The organism is Devosia sp. MC521 (assembly GCF_014127105.1).
Taxonomy (GTDB): domain Bacteria; phylum Pseudomonadota; class Alphaproteobacteria; order Rhizobiales; family Devosiaceae; genus Devosia.
In genome coordinates, this window is record NZ_CP059902.1 from 1869975 (window position 1) to 1888101 (window position 18127).

Below are 18127 nucleotides of genomic sequence, written 5' to 3' on the forward strand. Positions count from 1 at the left end.
AAAGCAAAAATAAAAATTATGGCAAAGCTAAAACCGCATGCTGCCACCAATGATAACTTACTGACCCACGGCCTTGCGCCGGCCATGCGTTTTTTGATCGCTGTAGCCCTGGATGGCTCTGTCATAACTTACGGGGAACTGGGCGAAAAACTCGAGCGCCAAGCCGGATTTTCGCGCATTTTCGACACCCGCATTGGCTTTGTTGCGGGATCTCTCATGGGACTGATACACGATGTCGACCCCGATGCACCTTTGATCAATGTGCTGGTGGTCAACCAGAATGATAGGCAACCGAGCAAAGGGGCTGGACCCTTTATGGCCCGTCGGTTCGACGAAAAACGTCTTGGCCGAGAAGATGCAAAGACCAAATTTCCGTTGCTGTGGGAGCGCAGTTTCGATCGAGCTGCTGGAGAGGTCTACAAAGTGTCGGCCGAAGAGTGGGCATCACTTTATCATCATGCCTTCGGCGAGCCGCTCTCGCTTGATACGATCGATAAAACGCGCCAAAAACGACAGTCGGGTACAGAAAAAGACGGTATTCCAAGCGGTCGAAAATATGGAAATGGCGGCGAAGGTCCTGAGCACAAAGCGCTGCGACTTTGGGTGAAAGATAACCCCGGTTCTGTTGATAAGTCATTCGCCCAAGCTACCGCTGAGACGGAGGTAGACCTCGACTCGGGTGACCGGGTTGATGTGGTCTACAAACTGGTAGACCGCACCGTGGTGCTGGAGGTTAAATCCAAAATTTCAAACGAAATTGACCTCAACCGGGGTGTCTTCCAATGCATCAAATATCGCGCAGTGCGAGCGGCGATGGACGTTCGAAGCGATGCGCAGATCGAAGCCGTTCTTGTAACTGAGGAAGCACTGCCGACCCGAATTGCAAAATTGGTGAAGCTTCACGGGATCAGGCACATTCGTGTCCCGGCTGATAGATCGTGACCGAGGTCGCTGCTGACACAGGCGCCGGTATCGCGCCGTTTTCAATGCAGCCAATCTGTCGGCCTCAACTCACCATCGGTCGAGTGCGGCTGTAACGCAATTGCGGAAATAAGGGCTGACTCCTGGCCCACCAGGAAATACGTGTTCGACTACATGTCCTCCATGATGTTTGACCAATGGACGAACGGCCGGTGACGCCTCGTTCTTTGCGACCAAAAAAGGTTCAATGCCGGGGCAGTCTTGACCCAAACCGACGATCCCGCGGCCAATTCCCAGAGACAGATCGCTTTTGTGGAATTTAGCTTCAATATGGAAACGCACATCACTGAAGTCGGGCTGCGCATGGGCAGGTCGGCTTCGATAAGACTGGTCCAAACCCAAGACATCAAACTCATGAAGTGTCGCTGACACACCCATGACGCGAACTCCAATGTGCAGCTCGCCCGCCTTGCTTCCTTTGCTGATCAAAGCGTAGGTGTAAGTGCCATTTGTAATCAGGCCGGGCCCCATGCGAAACGTGAAATGGTCGTTCGAGGGGCCAGCATTGATGAATTTCACCGACCATAGATTCACTCGGGCAACGTCTATTGTCTCAGCCCACAAATAGGCTTCGTAATAGTCGTCGAGCTTCGGTTTCTTTCCAGGCCAGAACTGTGATGAGTGGCCCAGCACGGAGCTCAGCTGATTTTTCAGCGTCTGTAAATCAGACATCGAATGCTTTCCTGAGTTGAGAGATTGTCTCACGCGCTAAAGCTGCATCATCAGCCCACAGGCGAAGCGTTTCACGAGATATGGCCACTATGTCCCCGCTGTCGCGCTCCCGCCGAACTGCACGAGCATCTAATTGGCCATCTCCAGTGTCACTTATAAAAACGAGCTTCTCGGCTCCCAAGCTATCCATCGTGAACTTCAGGATGCTAGGGCCATCCACCAATATGCTCTCGAGCTCATCGAGTAACAGGGCAAGTTCACCGCGTGTATCAAGCGGGGGTGTGCTCTGTCGTGCGGCTCGGTCGACCGCAGCCACACGATCCAACCCACCGTGCTCAATCAAAAGCGCCCTGAGCCAGTTCAACTCCTCTTCCATATCCCCTCAATTCGGTATGGGCCAAAAACACTTCTAAAATACGATGATCGAGGATGACGTGCTTAGACGAACAAAGCCGATCACAATTACTCTCCTCTGAATTCTACAAAGACTCGCACATCCTCACACTTGCAATTTTTTCATATTGCTCTGAGCATTCATTAATAGGAACTTGACGAGGAAATCTCCTCTGCATGCACGGGTCTTGGGATAATCAATGTCAGCATCAGGTAGAATATTTGCCGCCACGACTTTACTGAGCTGCTTAGCTACATCGCTTCCGGTATTGGCTGACGACATTTGGAAGAGCGGCTTCGGGCAAGGTATCCATGAGGCTTCAGTGGATAAAGGCCCAGGCAACCAAATTTATGTCGCGTGCAGCGCAGGTGCAGCACGCCCGTCAACCTCTATAAGCTTCATGCTATTAGGCGACGGTCCGCCGGATCGATCTCTGGTCACGTTGACCTTCAACGACGACACGCCAATCGACGTTAGCGTTGGCGATGCAGGGCTACTGCGATCAGATTGCCATGCATGTGCGTCAACGTTCGACATGGTCTTGGAGAAGTTCAAGGTCAAACAATCGGTGCACGTTCGCTTTGCGGATGGGCTCAGCACGACATTTCCGCTGGCCGGCGCCGCTGATGCAATCGGCGGTGAATGTGTTGCAGACTTTTGGTCGACCTATTGAGCGCGACCGGGTCGATGGAGGAAATGCTTTGTCAGGCTCAACAGTCAACTACGTAATGGCTACGTTCGAGAGCGCCGTTGACGTCGATAACATTCGATCTCGACAGTGTTTCGCTTGCGGCGGGAAGCCTTCATCCGGCGTAGGTGAGCACGTTTTTCCGAAATGGCTTCAGACTCGGTTCGACCTCTTCGATGAACGACTGACCCTGCAAAACGGCACTCTCATCCCCTATAGAGCGCTGACAGTGTCGTGCTGTGCGAAATGCAACAATGGCTTTCTGTCCGGTATCGAAAGCAAGGTGCAAACGATCATCGAACGGGGAACTGTCGATGGAGACCCAGACGTCCTGAGCTTGGGCCGCTGGATGTCGAAGATCTTCGTGGGCATCTTGGTAAAAGAAACGGCTCTATTGCTCGATCGAAAAGATCCCTCGCTGGGCCACATAATGGCTGCCGATTTCATCGGTGAGTTCGCCAATTGCCAGCTCATTTTGCAAAGCGCTCGAAAGCCGACCCTGTTTTGCTCTCTTCATGGCAAATTCCCCTTTTCACTCTTTTGGTATCGCATCGATACAGAGCGCGGCTTTGACATCTCCACCGACATTGTCGGCCAATCAATCGCTATGCGCCTTGGGGCGCTGGGCATCATCTTCGTAAACGACGGAGGGCTCCAGTTGAACGCCGGCGTTGACGGCCCTTTTGGGCTTCAAGGGCTCACTGTGACGCCGCTGCAGTTCAATGAGTTAGCGGCTCGCGTGCACACAAAAGCATCTTTGCGGGACGCCACACATTCCTATGCAAATTCAGAAACGCCAGAGCACCTCACCATAGAACAACAGGACGTCCACCCCTACACCAGCACAATTCTTGCGGGCGGCGAAATGCAGGTGTTCGAGCCTTGGAACTCCGAGATGTTTGCAGTCAGAGCCTCTCGCATCACCCGCTTGGATGAGAGCGTTTTCCTTGATCCGGTTACAAGGCACGAAATGACGTTGCTCACCAATTTGATCACTTCAAAGCCAAGCGACTTTGAACAATGCGCATGACCAGGAAAGAGAGGCTGAAGCGCCGTCTGTCACTTATCTTCAACGGCCATTATGTGCACGGAAATGGTCTGCTTGAGCTTGATATCGATGAAAAGGCCGGCGTCGATCCCCTTTCCGAGGACGATCAGAAAAATGACCAGAAACCGAACAGGATCGAGATGTTCGACGTATTGTCGCTGATCTTCGCCCGCATGTCGTCAATCGCAAGCGACACCCTGGTTCCACGGTCCGATCCCAACTTAGAAGGGCAAAACAACATCCTCGAAAACGGTCAGGTGGATCCCACCGGAGGTCAAGGACACCGGATGTCTGCTCAAAATCGGCTTAGTGAGCTACACCCATTGCCGGCTGTTTACCCGGGCTATTCGGTGCAGTTCTTCGTTGCGGTCCACGACGATCCACCGCAAAGTTAAACGGGGATTTTGCCCGACCAAATAGAAGGTTAGGCGTCGAGGGGGATGGATGGAGCGCCTAAGACCGACACTAGAGGATGTCTCGCAGGAGTACGTCCTGATCCAGGCCTGGAAGAAGGCTTCGGCCTGGATCAGGTACCACAACTGGTTTTCCGACACTCTCGAGCTGGACTACGCCACGGCAAACCTGCCGGCGTTCCTGAAATCCATCGGCGACGAGCTGCGGACCGGGACATGGACTCCCCAGCCCCTTCGCCTGGTACCTGCACCCAAAAGTCAGAAATGGTACGTGGCCAAGGATGGCATCTGGAAGCCTGATGACCCCCGGGAGGTGAACCTGCGGCCATTGGCTCACGTCAGTCTGCGTGACCAGGTTGCTGCCACCGCCCTCATGCTCTGCCTTGCGGACCGAGTAGAGACGCTGCAAGGCGACCCCCGCCCGCCTGAAGACAAGGAGAAAGCCTGGAGCGCCGTCATATCCTACGGCAACCGGCTATTCTGCGATTCAGATGGGGTCGGCGGGCTCCATCACCGGTGGGGGTCGTCCAAGCTCTACCGTTCTTTCTCGATCGACTATCGCAGCTTCATCGGTCGACCGGAGGAGATCGCCCGGGCGCTGGACGCCGAGGGTCGCCGAGTTGTCATCGTCAGCTCCGACCTGAAGCAGTTCTACGATCGGGTTCGTCCGGCGATGCTCATCGAGCAGCTGGATGGCATAAGGTCCGAAGGAGACGACCCGGACTTCTATTCGCTCGCGGCCCAGGTACTGAACTGGCGGTGGCACCAGGACGATCAGGCAGATGTCGACGAATATGCCGAAAAGGGCATCAAGATACCGGACTTCGGAGAGATCTGTCTCCCTCAGGGTCTCGTTCCCGCGGGCTTCTTCGCGAACCTTGCTCTCCTAAACTTCGATCGGCGATTGGCAGCTTGCAGGAAGACACCGATCTTCGCCGGCGCCACGCTTCGCGACACGTCGCGTTATGTCGACGATGTTCGGCTGGTTCTGACTGTCCCAAAGGAAATGTCCCTCAAGGAGATCAAGGACGCGACTTTTGCCTGGCTTCAGGACGTCCTGACCGAAACTTCTCCTGGCCTGCTGGTATCCACGGATAAGACCGAGGCAGTTGATTTTCGAGGGGGCAATCGACCACTGCTTCGCCAGGGTCGAAAGATGGCCAGGATTCAGAGCGCTATATCCGGCGGGTTCGATGCTGCCGGAGGTGAGGAAATCATCGACGCTGTGCAGAGCCTCGTTCGGGCTCAGGAGCACTATACCCAAAGCCAGGAAACCGCCAAAGATCGATTGCTGCCGGTTCCTGACGTGCGCGATGCCACGGTCGCCAGATTTTCGGCCGCGCGCTTCAGGAGCACTTTCAGGTCTCTCCGACCGCTTCTGGAAGACGGCCAGGTAGCAGAAGCCGACGCCGATCCGCTCGCGGACGACACGCCGTTTCGCCGTGGAGGCATGACCCGTTCGGAGCTTGACGACGAAGCGCGCAACTTCGCATTCGCGCTTGTCCAGCAATGGATGGACGATCCATCGAATGTGCGCCTTCTCAGGATCGGGCTGGACATATGGCCGTCCCCGGACGTTCTGAAACAGGTTCTCGAGCTGCTGCGCCCCTACCTTAAACGTACGCAAGGCCAACCACGCCTCGTCGCCTTGTATTGCCTTTCTGAACTCTTCAAGGCCGGCGCGACGGAAACCGGCTTCGTCGAGGACGACGAGTGCCTCCCGAGTGCCGTCGACGTCGACGAGTACCGGGCAATCCTGGCTGACGAAGCCATCCTGGTGGTGTCGACGGCCACCCCAACGACCCCTTGGTAACTGCGTCAACAGGCGCTGCTGATGTTGGCGGTGACCCGGTCCCGGATAGCGACCCAGTTCGACGATCGCCTCCGTATGCCGGAAACTCGGCTTTATCTGGAATTCCTCTCGTTCCTGAACCGCGATCGGGAGGCATCCACCTACGACGATTTCGCCATTCTCGCGGTGATGGCACGGCGTTCGGTTCTCGACGAAAACGATGCTCGCCAATTGCTCGTCGGTAACGTTGACAGGGATGTCTTCGAGAATATCGCCATGCGCGACCCGGCATTCGCGGCGGAACTTCGCCCCACCTGGATCTTGGAGGAACCGGAAGGATCTCCGTCGGATGGGTGGGTACCCCTGGTACACTGCCTTTCGTCCCGAGGGTCGGGCGGGATCGACCTTCGTAACGAGATCGGCGTCCTCAGTTTCATGCACGCATTCGCGGCGCTGATCCTGAAGGGGGAGCTGCCCGATATCATCCCGCCATCGGTCATCGAGATGAGGGTATCGGACGACCCCCGACACCCGGAGGTGCTGGAGCTTCGGATCGCTGCGGAGGCAAACAGGTCGCGCCAAAGACGGTTCAGGCGCTCGTTGAATTCGCGTCGAATGATGTTGGAACGCACGGTATCGACGGTGTTCCGTATCTGAACCGCCTGGCTTCGCAAGTTCTGTGCCCGATCAAGGGCACGCCCTTTCCGCTCCCAGTGACTTTTGTGGTCGTTGATGTCCCGCTCTACCTTGGAGGCATGTTCCACTGCAAGCTTGATGGCGCTGATCAAATCCTCGGCAGCCACGCGATTTCTGACTCGCACCTCCAACCTGTTTCGCTCCTGGTCGAACGCCGCATCGAGCCGCTCTGCGAATACCTCTACCGTTTCGTCGGCCAGCCGGTGAATGCCGACCGAAATAGCGAGTTCGTCGAGTGACTGACCAATTGCCAGTCGACGCGTGTTGCTTTGTTGTGCACCGCTTAGGTTTCTTTGAGCCGTAACCTCAGCATCCAGAAACTTCTGGCCGTCTATCAACGCGGTTGCTGTCGCCTCCAGCGCCAAGAGAGCGGAGCTGACCGCGGCGGCCCTGCGACCTATCTCGGCTAAGGCCGCGTCGCTTACCTGGCGAGATTCGCGTCCAAATAGTTTGCTGGCACGCGGGCTGATCATCCTTCTGATGATCGTGACCCTGCTGCCGTTCCTGTCCATGCTCTCTGCGGCCCTTGCGCCGCAGGGAACTTATCCCAATGGCCTGCAATGGCCGGCCGAACCGCAGTGGGGCAATTTTGTGCGCGCTTTCGAAGTCGCCAAAATGGACCAGCTGCTGCTTTCGAGCGTTCTGATTGTGCTCGGCGTGGTTCCGATTTCGGTGCTGCTCGCCACCATGGCTGGCTATGGCTTGGCCAAGCTCACGACCAATCGTTACAAGTGGCTCTACCTGATCTTCGTTTTCGGGCTCACCCTGCCGTTTGAGGCGGTGATCACCCCACTCTACTACGAAATTCGGGCCTTGGGCCTGCTCAACACGCGCTTTGCAATCATTCTGCCGCTCATTGGTCTTTATATGCCCTTTGGCGTTTATTGGATGCGCGCGCACTTCCTCAACGTGCCAAACGATTTGACGGAAGCCGCACAGCTTGATGGTGCGACCCGCTGGAAAGAATTCTGGCATGTGCAGGTGCCGTTGGCGCGTCCGGCGATCATGTCGCTGACCATTCTGCTGTTCCTCTGGACCTGGAACCAGTTCTTGCTGCCTGTGGTCTTGGTTCAGGACCCAATGCAGCGCTCCATGGCCGGTGCACTCGGCGCCTTCCAAGGCCAGTGGGGCACGGACGTTCCGCTGCTTTGCGCAGGCGCACTGCTGATCCTGACGCCGACCATCCTCATCTTCCTCATATTCCAACGTCAATTCGTTGCTGCCCTGATGCAGGGCGCGGTGAAGGGCTAAAGGAGAGCACTCATGGCTGGCTTGACCATCCGTTCCGTCCATAAGAATTACGGCGATGTCCCGGTAATCAAGGGCGTTGACCTCGATATTTCGCATGGTGAGTTTGTCGTCTTCGTCGGCCCTTCGGGCTGCGGCAAGTCCACCCTATTGCGCATGATCGCAGGACTTGAAGACATTACCGATGGCACTATTGCCATTGGTGATCGCGTGGTGAACGACGTGGAGCCGCGCGACCGCGGCGTTGCCATGGTGTTCCAGTCCTACGCGCTCTACCCGCATATGAGCGTTTATGACAACGTCGGTTTCGGCTTGAAGCTGGCGGGGCACGCCCAAGGACGTCCGCGACGCGAAAATCCGGGAAGCGGCAAAGGTCCTGCAGATGGAACATCTGCTCGAGCGTAAGCCTGCACAGCTTTCGGGTGGTCAGCGCCAGCGCGTCGCCATCGGCCGCGCCATTGTGCGCAAGCCTGATGTGTTCCTCTTTGACGAGCCTTTGTCCAATCTAGACGCGGCCCTGCGCGGCGACATGCGCATGGAGCTGGCGCGTCTGCACAAAGACCTCAACGCAACCATGATCTATGTGACCCATGATCAGGTTGAGGCGATGACCTTGGCCGACAAGATTGTGGTGTTGGATGGTGGCGTGGTTCAGCAGGTCGGCTCGCCGCTCGAGCTTTACAACAAACCAGCCAACCTTTTCGTCGCGGGCTTCATCGGCGCGCCAAATATGAACCTGGTCGAGGGCAAGATTGCCGCAATCGATGCTGGTGTCGCTACGCTTGCACTAGGCGATACGCCAGTGTCGGTTTGCCTTGGACGGCTCTACCACCCTCAAGAGCAACGATACCGTCACGCTAGGCATTCGCCCACATGCGCTCGTTGCCGATCCGAACGGCCCACTCAAGGGCATCGTTCAGCTCATCGAGCAGCTCGGCAACGAAACCGTTGTGCGCGTTAAACTCTCTGGCGGCACCGAGATCACCGCTGTGCTCCCGGGCCAATCGGGTCACGCCGTTGGCGCGCCGATCACCCTGGCGTTTGATCCAAGCAATGCCCATCTATTCGACGCAGACCAGCGTCGCGTGAATTAACGACACGAGAAAGCCGCCCAAGTGCACACAATGCTTGGGTGGCTTTCCGCTATGCTCCGATGGGAAGATTAACCGTTTGCCGTCGCGGCAACAACTTGACGGAGCCACCCGCTCAGAGGCACGTCGACATCGGTTAGTGTCATCATCTAAAAAACGGCACGGTCGGGCGGAGTTAGCCGCACAAAGGACGGGCGCTCTGCTCTCATAAGCGCTAGACTCGTTGCGTGCGCTTCAAATGTCGTCGCCGCGCATATTACCAAGCATAAGTACACACCCGAGACCTCCTGTCCGGCATCAGCACTTGTGCCTCAGGATAGCGCTTAAAAGGTAGGGGCAGTTCTGGCCCAAAGCTCCATTACTTCGGATGGCACTGTGCAGCATGCCAACCATAGTAACAGACAACAAGGTGACGCAGTTAAAGACGCCGCCGCCGCTAGGCCTAAGGGCGTCAAACCGGGGCCCAGGGATGCGGCCGTTCAAGTAAGGAATGCCGCGCCTGTCTCGGCCAACCACGGGGTCGAGGGCTGGGACGAGGTCGATGAAGCGGTGAACGAGAGTTTTCGCGAGCGACCCAAGCGCCAAATACTCGGGCGCACGACGTTTGCCTGTAGACCGCACTTTCTCCTACCGTACCAGCGCCATTTGCAACTGAAAGATAACGCCAGCCACGTGGATCGGCTTGGTGAAAACCGGTGCTGTGAGGGGCTCTGGCAGATCCGCGTCTCTATAACCCGTCGTGAATAGATAAGGGATCCGATGGCGGTCCAGCTCTTCTGCAACGGGGAAAATCATTTCCCCGCCGACACTCACATCAAGAACCGCAGCAGCTATGTCGTTCGTGTGCGCTAGCGCGTCTTCGACGCTCAAAACGGGTCCGACTACGTCTGCGCCCAGCGCTTGGAGCTGATCAATTAAGTCGGCGACAAGGAGGACGTCGTCCTCAACGACCAACACACGTCGTCCGCCAAATGCATTGTTTTCATTCATACTTCAGTCTCCCGTTCATGAGCGCTAACGCGGAACGAAAAGAGCTGTTGCTTGGACGTGTGTTTCTCCACTTCGATCAAAGTTTATTCTGACGAGATAATCGGGACGACCTTGTGTCCGCCTAAGTCCGGCCACCTTGCAAGACATTCCCTGGGCCCTACTGGCAACTGCGCTTTGTCCCAATGCAGCCTGATCGCGGGCCATTTCACGTCAATATTGGCGATATCGTTCAAACATCTTCCGCTTGAATATTAACACAAGTCAATGAAGCTTTTTTAGGAACGCTTCTGAGGAAATCAGAGTATTAAACTGACACCGATGGAGAACACCCCAGCGCGTGCTGTGGCGTTGCCTCATGAGGAAGCATCGGAACGGTGGTTCAGCTAAGTGTTTGTTTAGTTGCAGGGCGGCATTCGGTGCCGCCCGACGATTCATAGAGACTTGGTGGACTAACGCACTGAACAAATAAGAAGACGACATATGCCGGGAGTATCTGAGTGCCGACGCCAGCAAACGCGCTAGAAAGTGTTTTCCCGGGTAACAGCGAGATGGCCAAGCTCATGCGGGCGACAGACTGGAGCCAGTCCGCTTTAGGCGCGCCTGCATCATGGCCAATTTCGCTCAGAGTGGCATTGGGTATCCTGCTAACGTCGCGCTTTGAGATGTGGCTCGGTTGGGGACCGGACGTCTCGTTTTTTTATAACGACGCCTATCGGCCGACACTGGGTATCAAGCATCCCAATTCCCTAGCGCAACCCACGGCAAAATTATGGGCGGAGATTTGGGACGACGTGGAGCCCCGCATACGTCAAGTTTACGACACCGGCCAAGCAACCTGGGACCGGGCGCTGCTCCTCATTTTAGAGCGCTCGGGCGAGCCAGAAGAGACCTATCATACCTTCTCTTACAGCCCAATTCTGGGAGAGAGCGGCAAAACCGAAGGCCTTCTGTGTGCCGTGACGGAGGATACACTCCAGGTCATTTCCGAACGCAGGATGGAAACGCTCCGCAATCTCTCCCTGCGCCTCGCGGGAGCGACCGATGCGCGTTCTGTGCTGAGTGCTGCCCATGAAGTCATAGGCACCAACGCGCACGACCTCCCCTTCACGCTCGCCTATCTCTTTAATGACGGTACGCCGGAACTCGCATTTACGACTGGGATCGCGGAAGACGAATTCCCCGCAGCGCTCTGTGAGATTGTCTCCCTCGACGTCAGGACGCCGCAGGATGTGCAGTCGCTAAGCGCCACCCTGCCCACTGGCGCATGGGACCGAGCTGCGCGCGAAGTTATTGCGGTGCCACTGGTTGGCCAAGGTGCGGAGGCCAACCTTGGGGTGATCCTGGTCGCGCTGAATCCGCTTCGCCCTTTCGACGAAGACTATGCAGGTTTCCTCAATCTTATTGCGGGCCAAGTGGCAGCGGGCCTCGCCGGCGCTGACGCCTATGAATCTGAGCGACGCAGAAGCCGCGCGCTGTCCGATGCGCTCCGTATGCGTCAAGACGCAGCCGAAGTTTTGGAGCGCGCCAATCTTCGCCTCGCGACGGAAATTGACAAGCGTACTGGCGAGCGAGACCGACTTCGCGCGCTGTTTCAGAACGCACCGAGTTTTATGTGCATTTTGAGCGGACCGGAACATACGTTCGAGTTTGCCAACCACGCCTATAGCGAATTGGTGGGACAACGAGACTTGGTTGGCATGACCATCCGGGAAGCACTGCCCGACGTCGAAGGCCAAGGCTATTTCGAGTTGTTGGACGAAGTCTACAACACGGCTACGCCTTTCGTTGGCCGAGAGATGGCCGTCACCATTTATCGTGATAGCAGATCTCTGCCTGAGGAGAGGTTTGTTAACCTGGTCTATCAGCCAATTTTTGACGAGAAAGGCGCGGTGACCGGCATCTTTGCCGAAGGCCACGACGTCACAGACCAAAAGCGTGCCGAGGAAAGCCTCCGGCAAATCAACGATAATTTGGCTGATCTCGTCACGGCTCGAACGCACGAGCGCGACATGACGTGGCGGGTGAGCGAGGATCTATTCATTGTCTGCGGCTTTGATTACGCCATTCGGAACGTCAATCCCGCTTGGTCGGCAGCCCTTGGCTACACTCAGGACGAGCTCACCCGGATGTCGTTCTATGACATTTTCCATCCTGACGACTTGATGAGTGTACGAGACCAAACGAAAGCTCTTTCAGAAGGACGTACGATCAAGGATCTCGATTGGCGTTTGCGCAGCAGCGATGGAAAATACCTCTGGTATTCGTGGTCCTGCGTTCCCGAGGGCGATCAATTCTATGGTGCAGGTCGCGACGTTACTTCCCGCAAAATACTTGAAGAGCAGCTCCGCCGCTCCCAGAAAATGGAGGCCTTGGGCCAACTGACCGGCGGCGTTGCTCATGATTTCAACAACCTCCTGCAGGTGATCAGCGGCAATTTACAGCTCCTGAACAAAGATGTTGCTGGAAACAGTCGCGCCGAAAGTCGCGTCCAAAACGCGCTTGCGGGGGTCACCCGCGGTTCAAAACTCGCCAGTCAGCTTCTCGCCTTTGGCCGCAGACAGCCGCTTGAGCCGCGAGTGGTCAACGTTGGTCGGTTCCTCAAGGGAATGGACGACATGCTACGGCGGACGCTGGGTGAAGAAATCGAGCTTGAAACAGTCGTTTCGGGCGGTCTTTGGAATACCATGATCGACCCGAACCAAATCGAAAATGCCGTCCTCAACCTAGCGATTAACGCTCGCGATGCGATGAACGGCCGAGGACGCCTCACCGTTGAGGCGAGCAATGCGGCCCTCGATGAAACCTATGCCCGCGCAAACGACGCTGAGCCCGGGCAATACGTGTTGATTGCAGTTACAGATACCGGAACCGGCATACCGGAAGATATGCTGGAGAAAGTTTTCGAGCCCTTCTTCTCGACAAAACCCGAAGGCAAAGGCACAGGCCTTGGACTTTCCATGGTCTATGGCCTTGTTAAGCAATCCAATGGTCACGTCAAAATTTACAGTGAGCTCGGCCACGGAACGACCGTTAAAATCTACCTGCCGCGCACTCAAGCCACTGAGGATATCTTGCTCGACCTGCGGGACGCACCCGTGCAAGGAGGGACTGAAACAGTCCTCGTCGTGGAAGATGATGATGAGGTCAGAGAAACGACGGTCGTCCTGCTGACCGACCTTGGCTATCGTACGCTTCGCGCCAGAGACGCAGCCAGCGCTCTAACAGTTATTGAGAGCGGCGTTCCGATCGATCTTTTGTTCACCGACGTGGTCATGCCAGGGCCACTGCGCAGCCCAGAGCTTGCTCGTAAGGCGGTCGAACGACTACCGCACCTCGCTGTCCTCTTCACCTCGGGTTACACCGAGAATGCCATCGTACACGGTGGCAGATTAGACGCTGGCGTTGAACTTCTCCCAAAGCCGTATTCCCGCGAAAACCTCGCGCGGAAAATTCGCCATGTTCTGGTCAATCAGCAACAACGTAACGCAGCCGCACAGGCACTCAATTCCGAGCAGGCGGATCGACCCACTTCTGTCACTAGCGTCTCGCTCAATATCTTGCTGGTGGAAGATGATCCTCTTATCCAGCTGAACACTGCTGATATGCTTGAAAGTCTGGGCCATGTGGTGCTGAGCGCCGCAACCGGAAGACAGGCTCTCGGCCTGATTGGCAGGGATATCGATTTGCTCATGACCGATTTGGGCCTGCCCGATATGCATGGCACTGACCTCGTCACAGCCTACCGCGAACAGCGGCCAAACCTGCCCGTTTTGATCGCGTCAGGCGATGTGGCCGCAGCCCGCACAATCGATAATGTCAGTATTCTTCTCAAGCCTTACAGTGCGACAGATATCGCCAAAGCCCTGCTTGCGCTTCCTTCTCAATCTGAACGCTAGGACGGGGTGTCATACCACAGACGGGAAGCGCAAACTTGGTCCCAGTTAAACTGCCCGCGAACTAGGCAAAGACCGACCGTGGGCGCGAGAAGAGAGCACGCTCAGACCGCGCCCCTTACAAAGGTAACTCATTGCGTCCAAGCGTAGATTTCGAGGTTTTTTAGCTTGGTGCGCACTGGACGATCGGCCCAGAGGTCAGTCATAAATAGCTCATGGTATTAATACGGTAACGCAATGTGATGGCGCATAACGAAGACAGCAGAGCCCGAGATTTCGCTGATCTGTCTTCGCGGATGAGCAGGCTCGAAAACCGCTATCGCACGCTAATCGACAATGTCGATGTGGGGATCTGCATCGCCAAGATGAAGTTCGACGACAATCTGCGCGCTGTCGACTATTTCATCCTAGACGGTAACTCAGCTTACGAGCGCCACACGGGGCTCTACGGCACCGTCGGTCGTTGGGTCTCTGACTTTGCTCCAGATCTGGAGCGGGCATGGTTCGACACCTATGGCCGTGTCGCCTTGACCGGTACACCTGCTCGTTTCGAGCTACAGGCCGCGCCCTTAGGAAACAGATGGTTTGAAGTTGAAGCCCATCGCGTTGGAAATCCAGTGGATTTCGAAGTCGCGATCCTCTTTACAGACATCACAGACAAGCGCGCTGAGCGTGAGAGCCAGCAAACGATTAATCGCGAACTCGCACACAGGATGAAGAATTTCGTCTCGATTGTGCAATCTATGATCTCTCAGACACTGCGCCGATCGATATCCACGCAAGAAGCGGAAAAGGCAATTGACGGCCGTCTGCTCGCCTTTGCGCGCGCGCAGGATCTTCTGGGCGACGAAATCCTCAACGGCGCTGACATCTTGCCGGTGGTTCTCTCGTCCATATCACCGCACCAGACGCATGATCGACGCATTAAAATCTCGGGTGAAGCCTTTGCTCTCAGCGCCAGGCGCGCCCTAGCCCTATCGCTTGCCCTACACGAGCTTGCGACCAACTCCATCAAGTACGGGGCCCTATCCAACGAGGTCGGACAGGTCAACTTAAACTGGAGTTTCGACGACAACCGCATCGATATTTTTTGGCGTGAAATCGGCGGCCCGCTCGTCGTGCCCCCGTCCTCCCAAGGGTTCGGATCGCGGCTGATCGAGATCGTCGGAGCCAATTTCGATGGCACGTCTCATTTGGAATTTGCACCAGACGGGGTGATTTTCTCTCTAAGCGCCCCTGCCCGTCCCAGCACCAGTTAAAAAGGTGCGGACTGAACTCGCTTCTATGCGGCTACTTACGCTGCTCAGTGGCGGCGAGCACGGCTTTCTCTAGTAGGCGTTTGAGTTCGTCGCGCTCCTGAGCGTCGAGCCCGCGTACGAGCTGGTCCTGCGCGTTGGCTACTGCGCGATGCGCAACCGACAAAGCAGCCTCGCCCTGCTCGGTCAAAGTCAACACTTTGGCCCGCCGGTCCTGCGCGTTGGTTTGTCGTGACACGAAGCCCTTATCGACCAAGCGATCAACGACGCCGCCAATTGTCGTTCGGTCGTAAGAGATAAGTACGGCCAATGTCGCTTGGTCAATTGTTGGCTGATCACCAATGGCACCCAGCGCGGAATATTGAACCGGCGTCATATCCAATCCCACACGCCGAAATTCCGCGTCGATCAACGCGGTGGAGATTTGGTTGAAGCGACGGGCCAGCTGCCCCGGGTAACTCGTGACCGACAAAAACCTCTCCAAAATTGACACGCATACTGATAATCAGTACGCTTACTAATAGCGCAAGAGCGTAACCTCTATGGCCGAGACGTTCGCCTTTATCATCTTGATCGCATTGGACCTCCCATGCAATTGCCGCCAAGAGTAAAACCTGCCCAAATCCCGGCCCATGAAACGGCTGACCCCGTTTCTATCGTCGGTCAACGAGCACAAACTTTGGCTGTTACACGCTGGCGTATCCAACTGCTCGTCTTGGCAATAGTCCTCGGTTTTCTCGTGATCGCGCTCCGGCTGTGGTCACTGGGCGCGGCTGAGGTGAATAGTCAGGCGCGGGGCAGCGCACTGAACGCCGCTCTGGCGTCGCGGCCGGTCGTCTACGATCGCAATGGCATCATCATGGCCATTGATATTCTCGTCCCCTCCTTGTTTGCAGAACCGCGCCGTATTGTGGATGTCGAAGAAGCCGCACAAGCGGTCCACACAGTGCTCCCCCAGCTCGAGTTAGCGTGGTTGCGAAAACGATTGAGCGGCGATAGCGGGTTTGCATGGATCGCCCGTGAACTTACGCCAAAAATCCAGACCGACTTAATGCGTCTTGGAATACCTGGCCTCGATTTTGTCACCGAGACCAAACGCTTTTACCCCGCGTACCGACAAGCGGCTCACGTGATGGGCGCGGCGAACATAGACAACATCGGCATTGCGGGCATCGAGCACTATATCGACCGATCTCGAGACGTCGTCCTCCTGCAAGAGCTTGGGCTGGCTCGTGCGGCGACCCTAGAGCCCGTATCGTTATCGCTAGACATGCGGGTTCAGAACATTCTGCACAATCAGCTCGCGGACGCCCTGATCCGGTATCAAGCGATCGCCGGTGCGGGGGCACTCATAGATGTCCAAAGCGGTGAGATAATCGCCCTCGTGTCACTCCCCGACTTCGACCCTAACCATCCCTCGCAAATGCTTGAATCAGGGCGATTTAACCGGATCACTGCGGCCAAATTCGAACCCGCCTCCATTTTCAAGCCCCTCACGATCGCTGCGGCTCTCGATGCCGGTGCCGTTACCTTGCACGACCAAGTTGATGCTCGAACCCCCGTGCGGTTCGGCCGACATTCCATTTCCGACTACTATGGAAAATACCGCCACCTGACGGTGCCGGAAGTGTTAGTGCATTCATCCAACATCGGCACGGTACGGATTGCAGAGCGCCTAGGAGCGGAGAATTTTCGGGAGTTCCTGACCCGCATCGGCATGGATGTCCCCCCTGTCATCGAACTGCCAGAAGTCACCGCCCCGGTCGTGCCTAAGGCATTTTCGGCCGTTACAGCGGCAACCGTCTCCTTCGGTCACGGCTTGAGCGTCACGCCACTTCAAATGCTCACGGCAACAGCAGCTTTAGTGAACGGGGGCCACCTGCCAACGCCAACATTGATCGCTAATGCGGGCGATAACACGAGCGAGATGAAGCGCGTCATCAAAGCTCATACGAGCCTTCAAATGCGCTACTTGCTGCGCCTGAATGCACTTGATGGCTCAGCGCGTCGGGCAAACAATCTTGCCGAAGGGTATCGCTTGGGCGGTAAAACAGGCACCGCCGAAAAAGTAGTAGCTGGCCGATATTCAAGCGAGAAAGTTACCACGTTTTTCTCATCTGCCTTTCCCCTTGATGCGCCTCGATATGCCATGCTCATCATGATCGACGAACCAAAGCGCGAGCAGCCCGGAAGTGGTCGCACAGCCGCCTACAATGCCGGCGATGTCACTGGCCGAGTCCTTCAAAGGATTGCTCCCATGTTAGGCATAGTCCCATCCGAGTGGACAAATGTGCCCGCGGCCCTCTTAGAGCGATAAGCGGCTTATCTGCTTTCCAACATTGTTTGGACATTTAGAAGGCGCGAAGGCTCTTCACAGGACTAAGTATTAGTCGTGGCAGATGTCGCGCCTTAGTGTCCCCTCAATCCGGACGGAACACCTTGTTCGTCCCATAACGACCGTTGCACCGGCGCGGCCATCTTGGAATACGCCGGTATCACAATATTCTTTTCCGTCAATGCGTTAAGGCGGTAGTCTTTCTTACCCCTGAACCAAGTAGGCAGGTCCTGAATATCGAATTCGACTCTGCCTTCCAAATTGCTGAGTAAGCCAGAGTATTTTTAGCGACTTCACGGCAGTACCGCTACATCTCGCGGATATCCGTGCGACCTGCGGTCGACACCCGACAAGAACGCACCACTGCGCCTGCAACACGCCATCACCATGGCTTTCTCCCCTCGGTGGAATGACCGTCTCAAGACCTTCACTGCGAGACTGCGCGTGAGCGCCTGGTTGTCGAGCGGATTGCGTGCAATGACGTCAACGCCCTCCAATCCAGTATTAACTGCGCAAGCTCTGTAGAGTACCTGCAGCACTTCAGCCCCGGCAGGACCCTTCCAATGTGATTGCGAAAATACAGGGCGGATAAGGCAGTTCCGTCGTCGCCAAGGCTTTCCTTCCAGCACT

14 protein-coding genes and 1 pseudogene are annotated in these 18127 nt (G+C 56.2%); 12 read left to right on the forward strand and 3 right to left on the reverse strand.

The features are described 5' to 3' along the window. The first annotated feature begins 18 nt into the window (after positions 1-18). A complete protein-coding gene (locus tag H4N61_RS08900) occupies positions 19-942 on the forward strand; it encodes a hypothetical protein (protein WP_182395852.1) in 924 nt (307 codons plus the stop codon). Positions 943-1011: 69 nt separating this feature from the next. Here H4N61_RS08900 and H4N61_RS08905 read toward each other — a convergent pair whose 3' ends face one another. Then, positions 1012-1653, reverse strand: a complete 642-nt coding sequence (locus H4N61_RS08905) for a hypothetical protein (protein WP_182395853.1) — start codon at positions 1651-1653, stop codon at positions 1012-1014. A 716-nt stretch (positions 1654-2369) separates the two neighbouring features. Here H4N61_RS08905 and H4N61_RS08910 point away from each other — a divergent pair. The 8 genes and pseudogenes from H4N61_RS08910 (at position 2370) to ugpC (ending at position 9026) form a co-directional block, all read left to right on the forward strand. Continuing rightward, positions 2370-2720: a hypothetical protein gene (locus H4N61_RS08910; RefSeq protein ID WP_182395854.1), complete on the forward strand. Its 351-nt coding sequence runs from the start codon at positions 2370-2372 to the stop codon at positions 2718-2720. Beyond that, complete coding sequence (locus H4N61_RS08915; protein WP_182395855.1) at positions 2674-3765, forward strand: hypothetical protein; 1092 nt, start codon at positions 2674-2676, stop codon at positions 3763-3765. Before H4N61_RS08910 ends, H4N61_RS08915 begins: the two co-directional genes overlap by 47 nt. Then, positions 3762-4178 carry a hypothetical protein gene (locus H4N61_RS08920; protein ID WP_182395856.1) on the forward strand — a complete coding sequence of 139 codons (417 nt, stop codon included), beginning with the start codon at positions 3762-3764 and terminating at the stop codon, positions 4176-4178. The genes H4N61_RS08915 and H4N61_RS08920 overlap by 4 nt, the downstream gene beginning before the upstream one ends. Before the next feature lie 49 nt (positions 4179-4227). Next, positions 4228-6009 carry an RNA-directed DNA polymerase gene (locus tag H4N61_RS08925; RefSeq protein WP_182395858.1) on the forward strand — a complete coding sequence of 594 codons (1782 nt, stop codon included), beginning with the start codon at positions 4228-4230 and terminating at the stop codon, positions 6007-6009. Positions 6010-6030: 21 nt separating this feature from the next. Further along, positions 6031-6645 carry a hypothetical protein gene (locus H4N61_RS08930; RefSeq protein WP_182395859.1) on the forward strand — a complete coding sequence of 205 codons (615 nt, stop codon included), beginning with the start codon at positions 6031-6033 and terminating at the stop codon, positions 6643-6645. A gap of 65 nt (positions 6646-6710) precedes the next feature. Next, on the forward strand, positions 6711-6923 hold the full coding sequence (locus H4N61_RS08935) for a hypothetical protein (RefSeq protein ID WP_182395861.1): 213 nt from the start codon (positions 6711-6713) through the stop codon (positions 6921-6923). Between the two features lie 241 nt (positions 6924-7164). Further along, positions 7165-7935, forward strand: coding sequence for a carbohydrate ABC transporter permease (locus tag H4N61_RS08940; RefSeq protein WP_182395863.1), 771 nt, complete (start codon positions 7165-7167; stop codon positions 7933-7935). A gap of 12 nt (positions 7936-7947) precedes the next feature. Next, positions 7948-9026, forward strand: a pseudogene (gene ugpC, locus H4N61_RS08945) (sn-glycerol-3-phosphate ABC transporter ATP-binding protein UgpC). A 624-nt stretch (positions 9027-9650) separates the two neighbouring features. Here the strand turns inward: ugpC and H4N61_RS08955 are convergent. Continuing rightward, positions 9651-10013 carry a response regulator gene (locus H4N61_RS08955; RefSeq protein WP_182395865.1) on the reverse strand — a complete coding sequence of 121 codons (363 nt, stop codon included), beginning with the start codon at positions 10011-10013 and terminating at the stop codon, positions 9651-9653. Between the two features lie 548 nt (positions 10014-10561). Here H4N61_RS08955 and H4N61_RS08960 point away from each other — a divergent pair. Together H4N61_RS08960 and H4N61_RS08965 are read left to right on the forward strand one after the other, a co-directional pair. After that, positions 10562-13909 (forward strand): response regulator, encoded by a 3348-nt coding sequence (locus tag H4N61_RS08960; protein WP_169194163.1) that lies wholly within the window; start codon positions 10562-10564, stop codon positions 13907-13909. A 239-nt stretch (positions 13910-14148) separates the two neighbouring features. Continuing rightward, positions 14149-15165, forward strand: a complete 1017-nt coding sequence (locus H4N61_RS08965) for a sensor histidine kinase (RefSeq protein ID WP_182395866.1) — start codon at positions 14149-14151, stop codon at positions 15163-15165. Positions 15166-15196: 31 nt separating this feature from the next. Here the strand turns inward: H4N61_RS08965 and H4N61_RS08970 are convergent, their stop codons facing one another. Further along, positions 15197-15634 (reverse strand): MarR family transcriptional regulator, encoded by a 438-nt coding sequence (locus H4N61_RS08970; protein ID WP_248305846.1) that lies wholly within the window; start codon positions 15632-15634, stop codon positions 15197-15199. 207 nt (positions 15635-15841) lie between these two features. Here H4N61_RS08970 and H4N61_RS08975 point away from each other — a divergent pair, with 207 nt between their 5' ends. Then, positions 15842-17479, forward strand: coding sequence for a penicillin-binding protein 2 (locus H4N61_RS08975; RefSeq protein ID WP_248305845.1), 1638 nt, complete (start codon positions 15842-15844; stop codon positions 17477-17479). Positions 17480-18127: the final 648 nt, after the last annotated feature.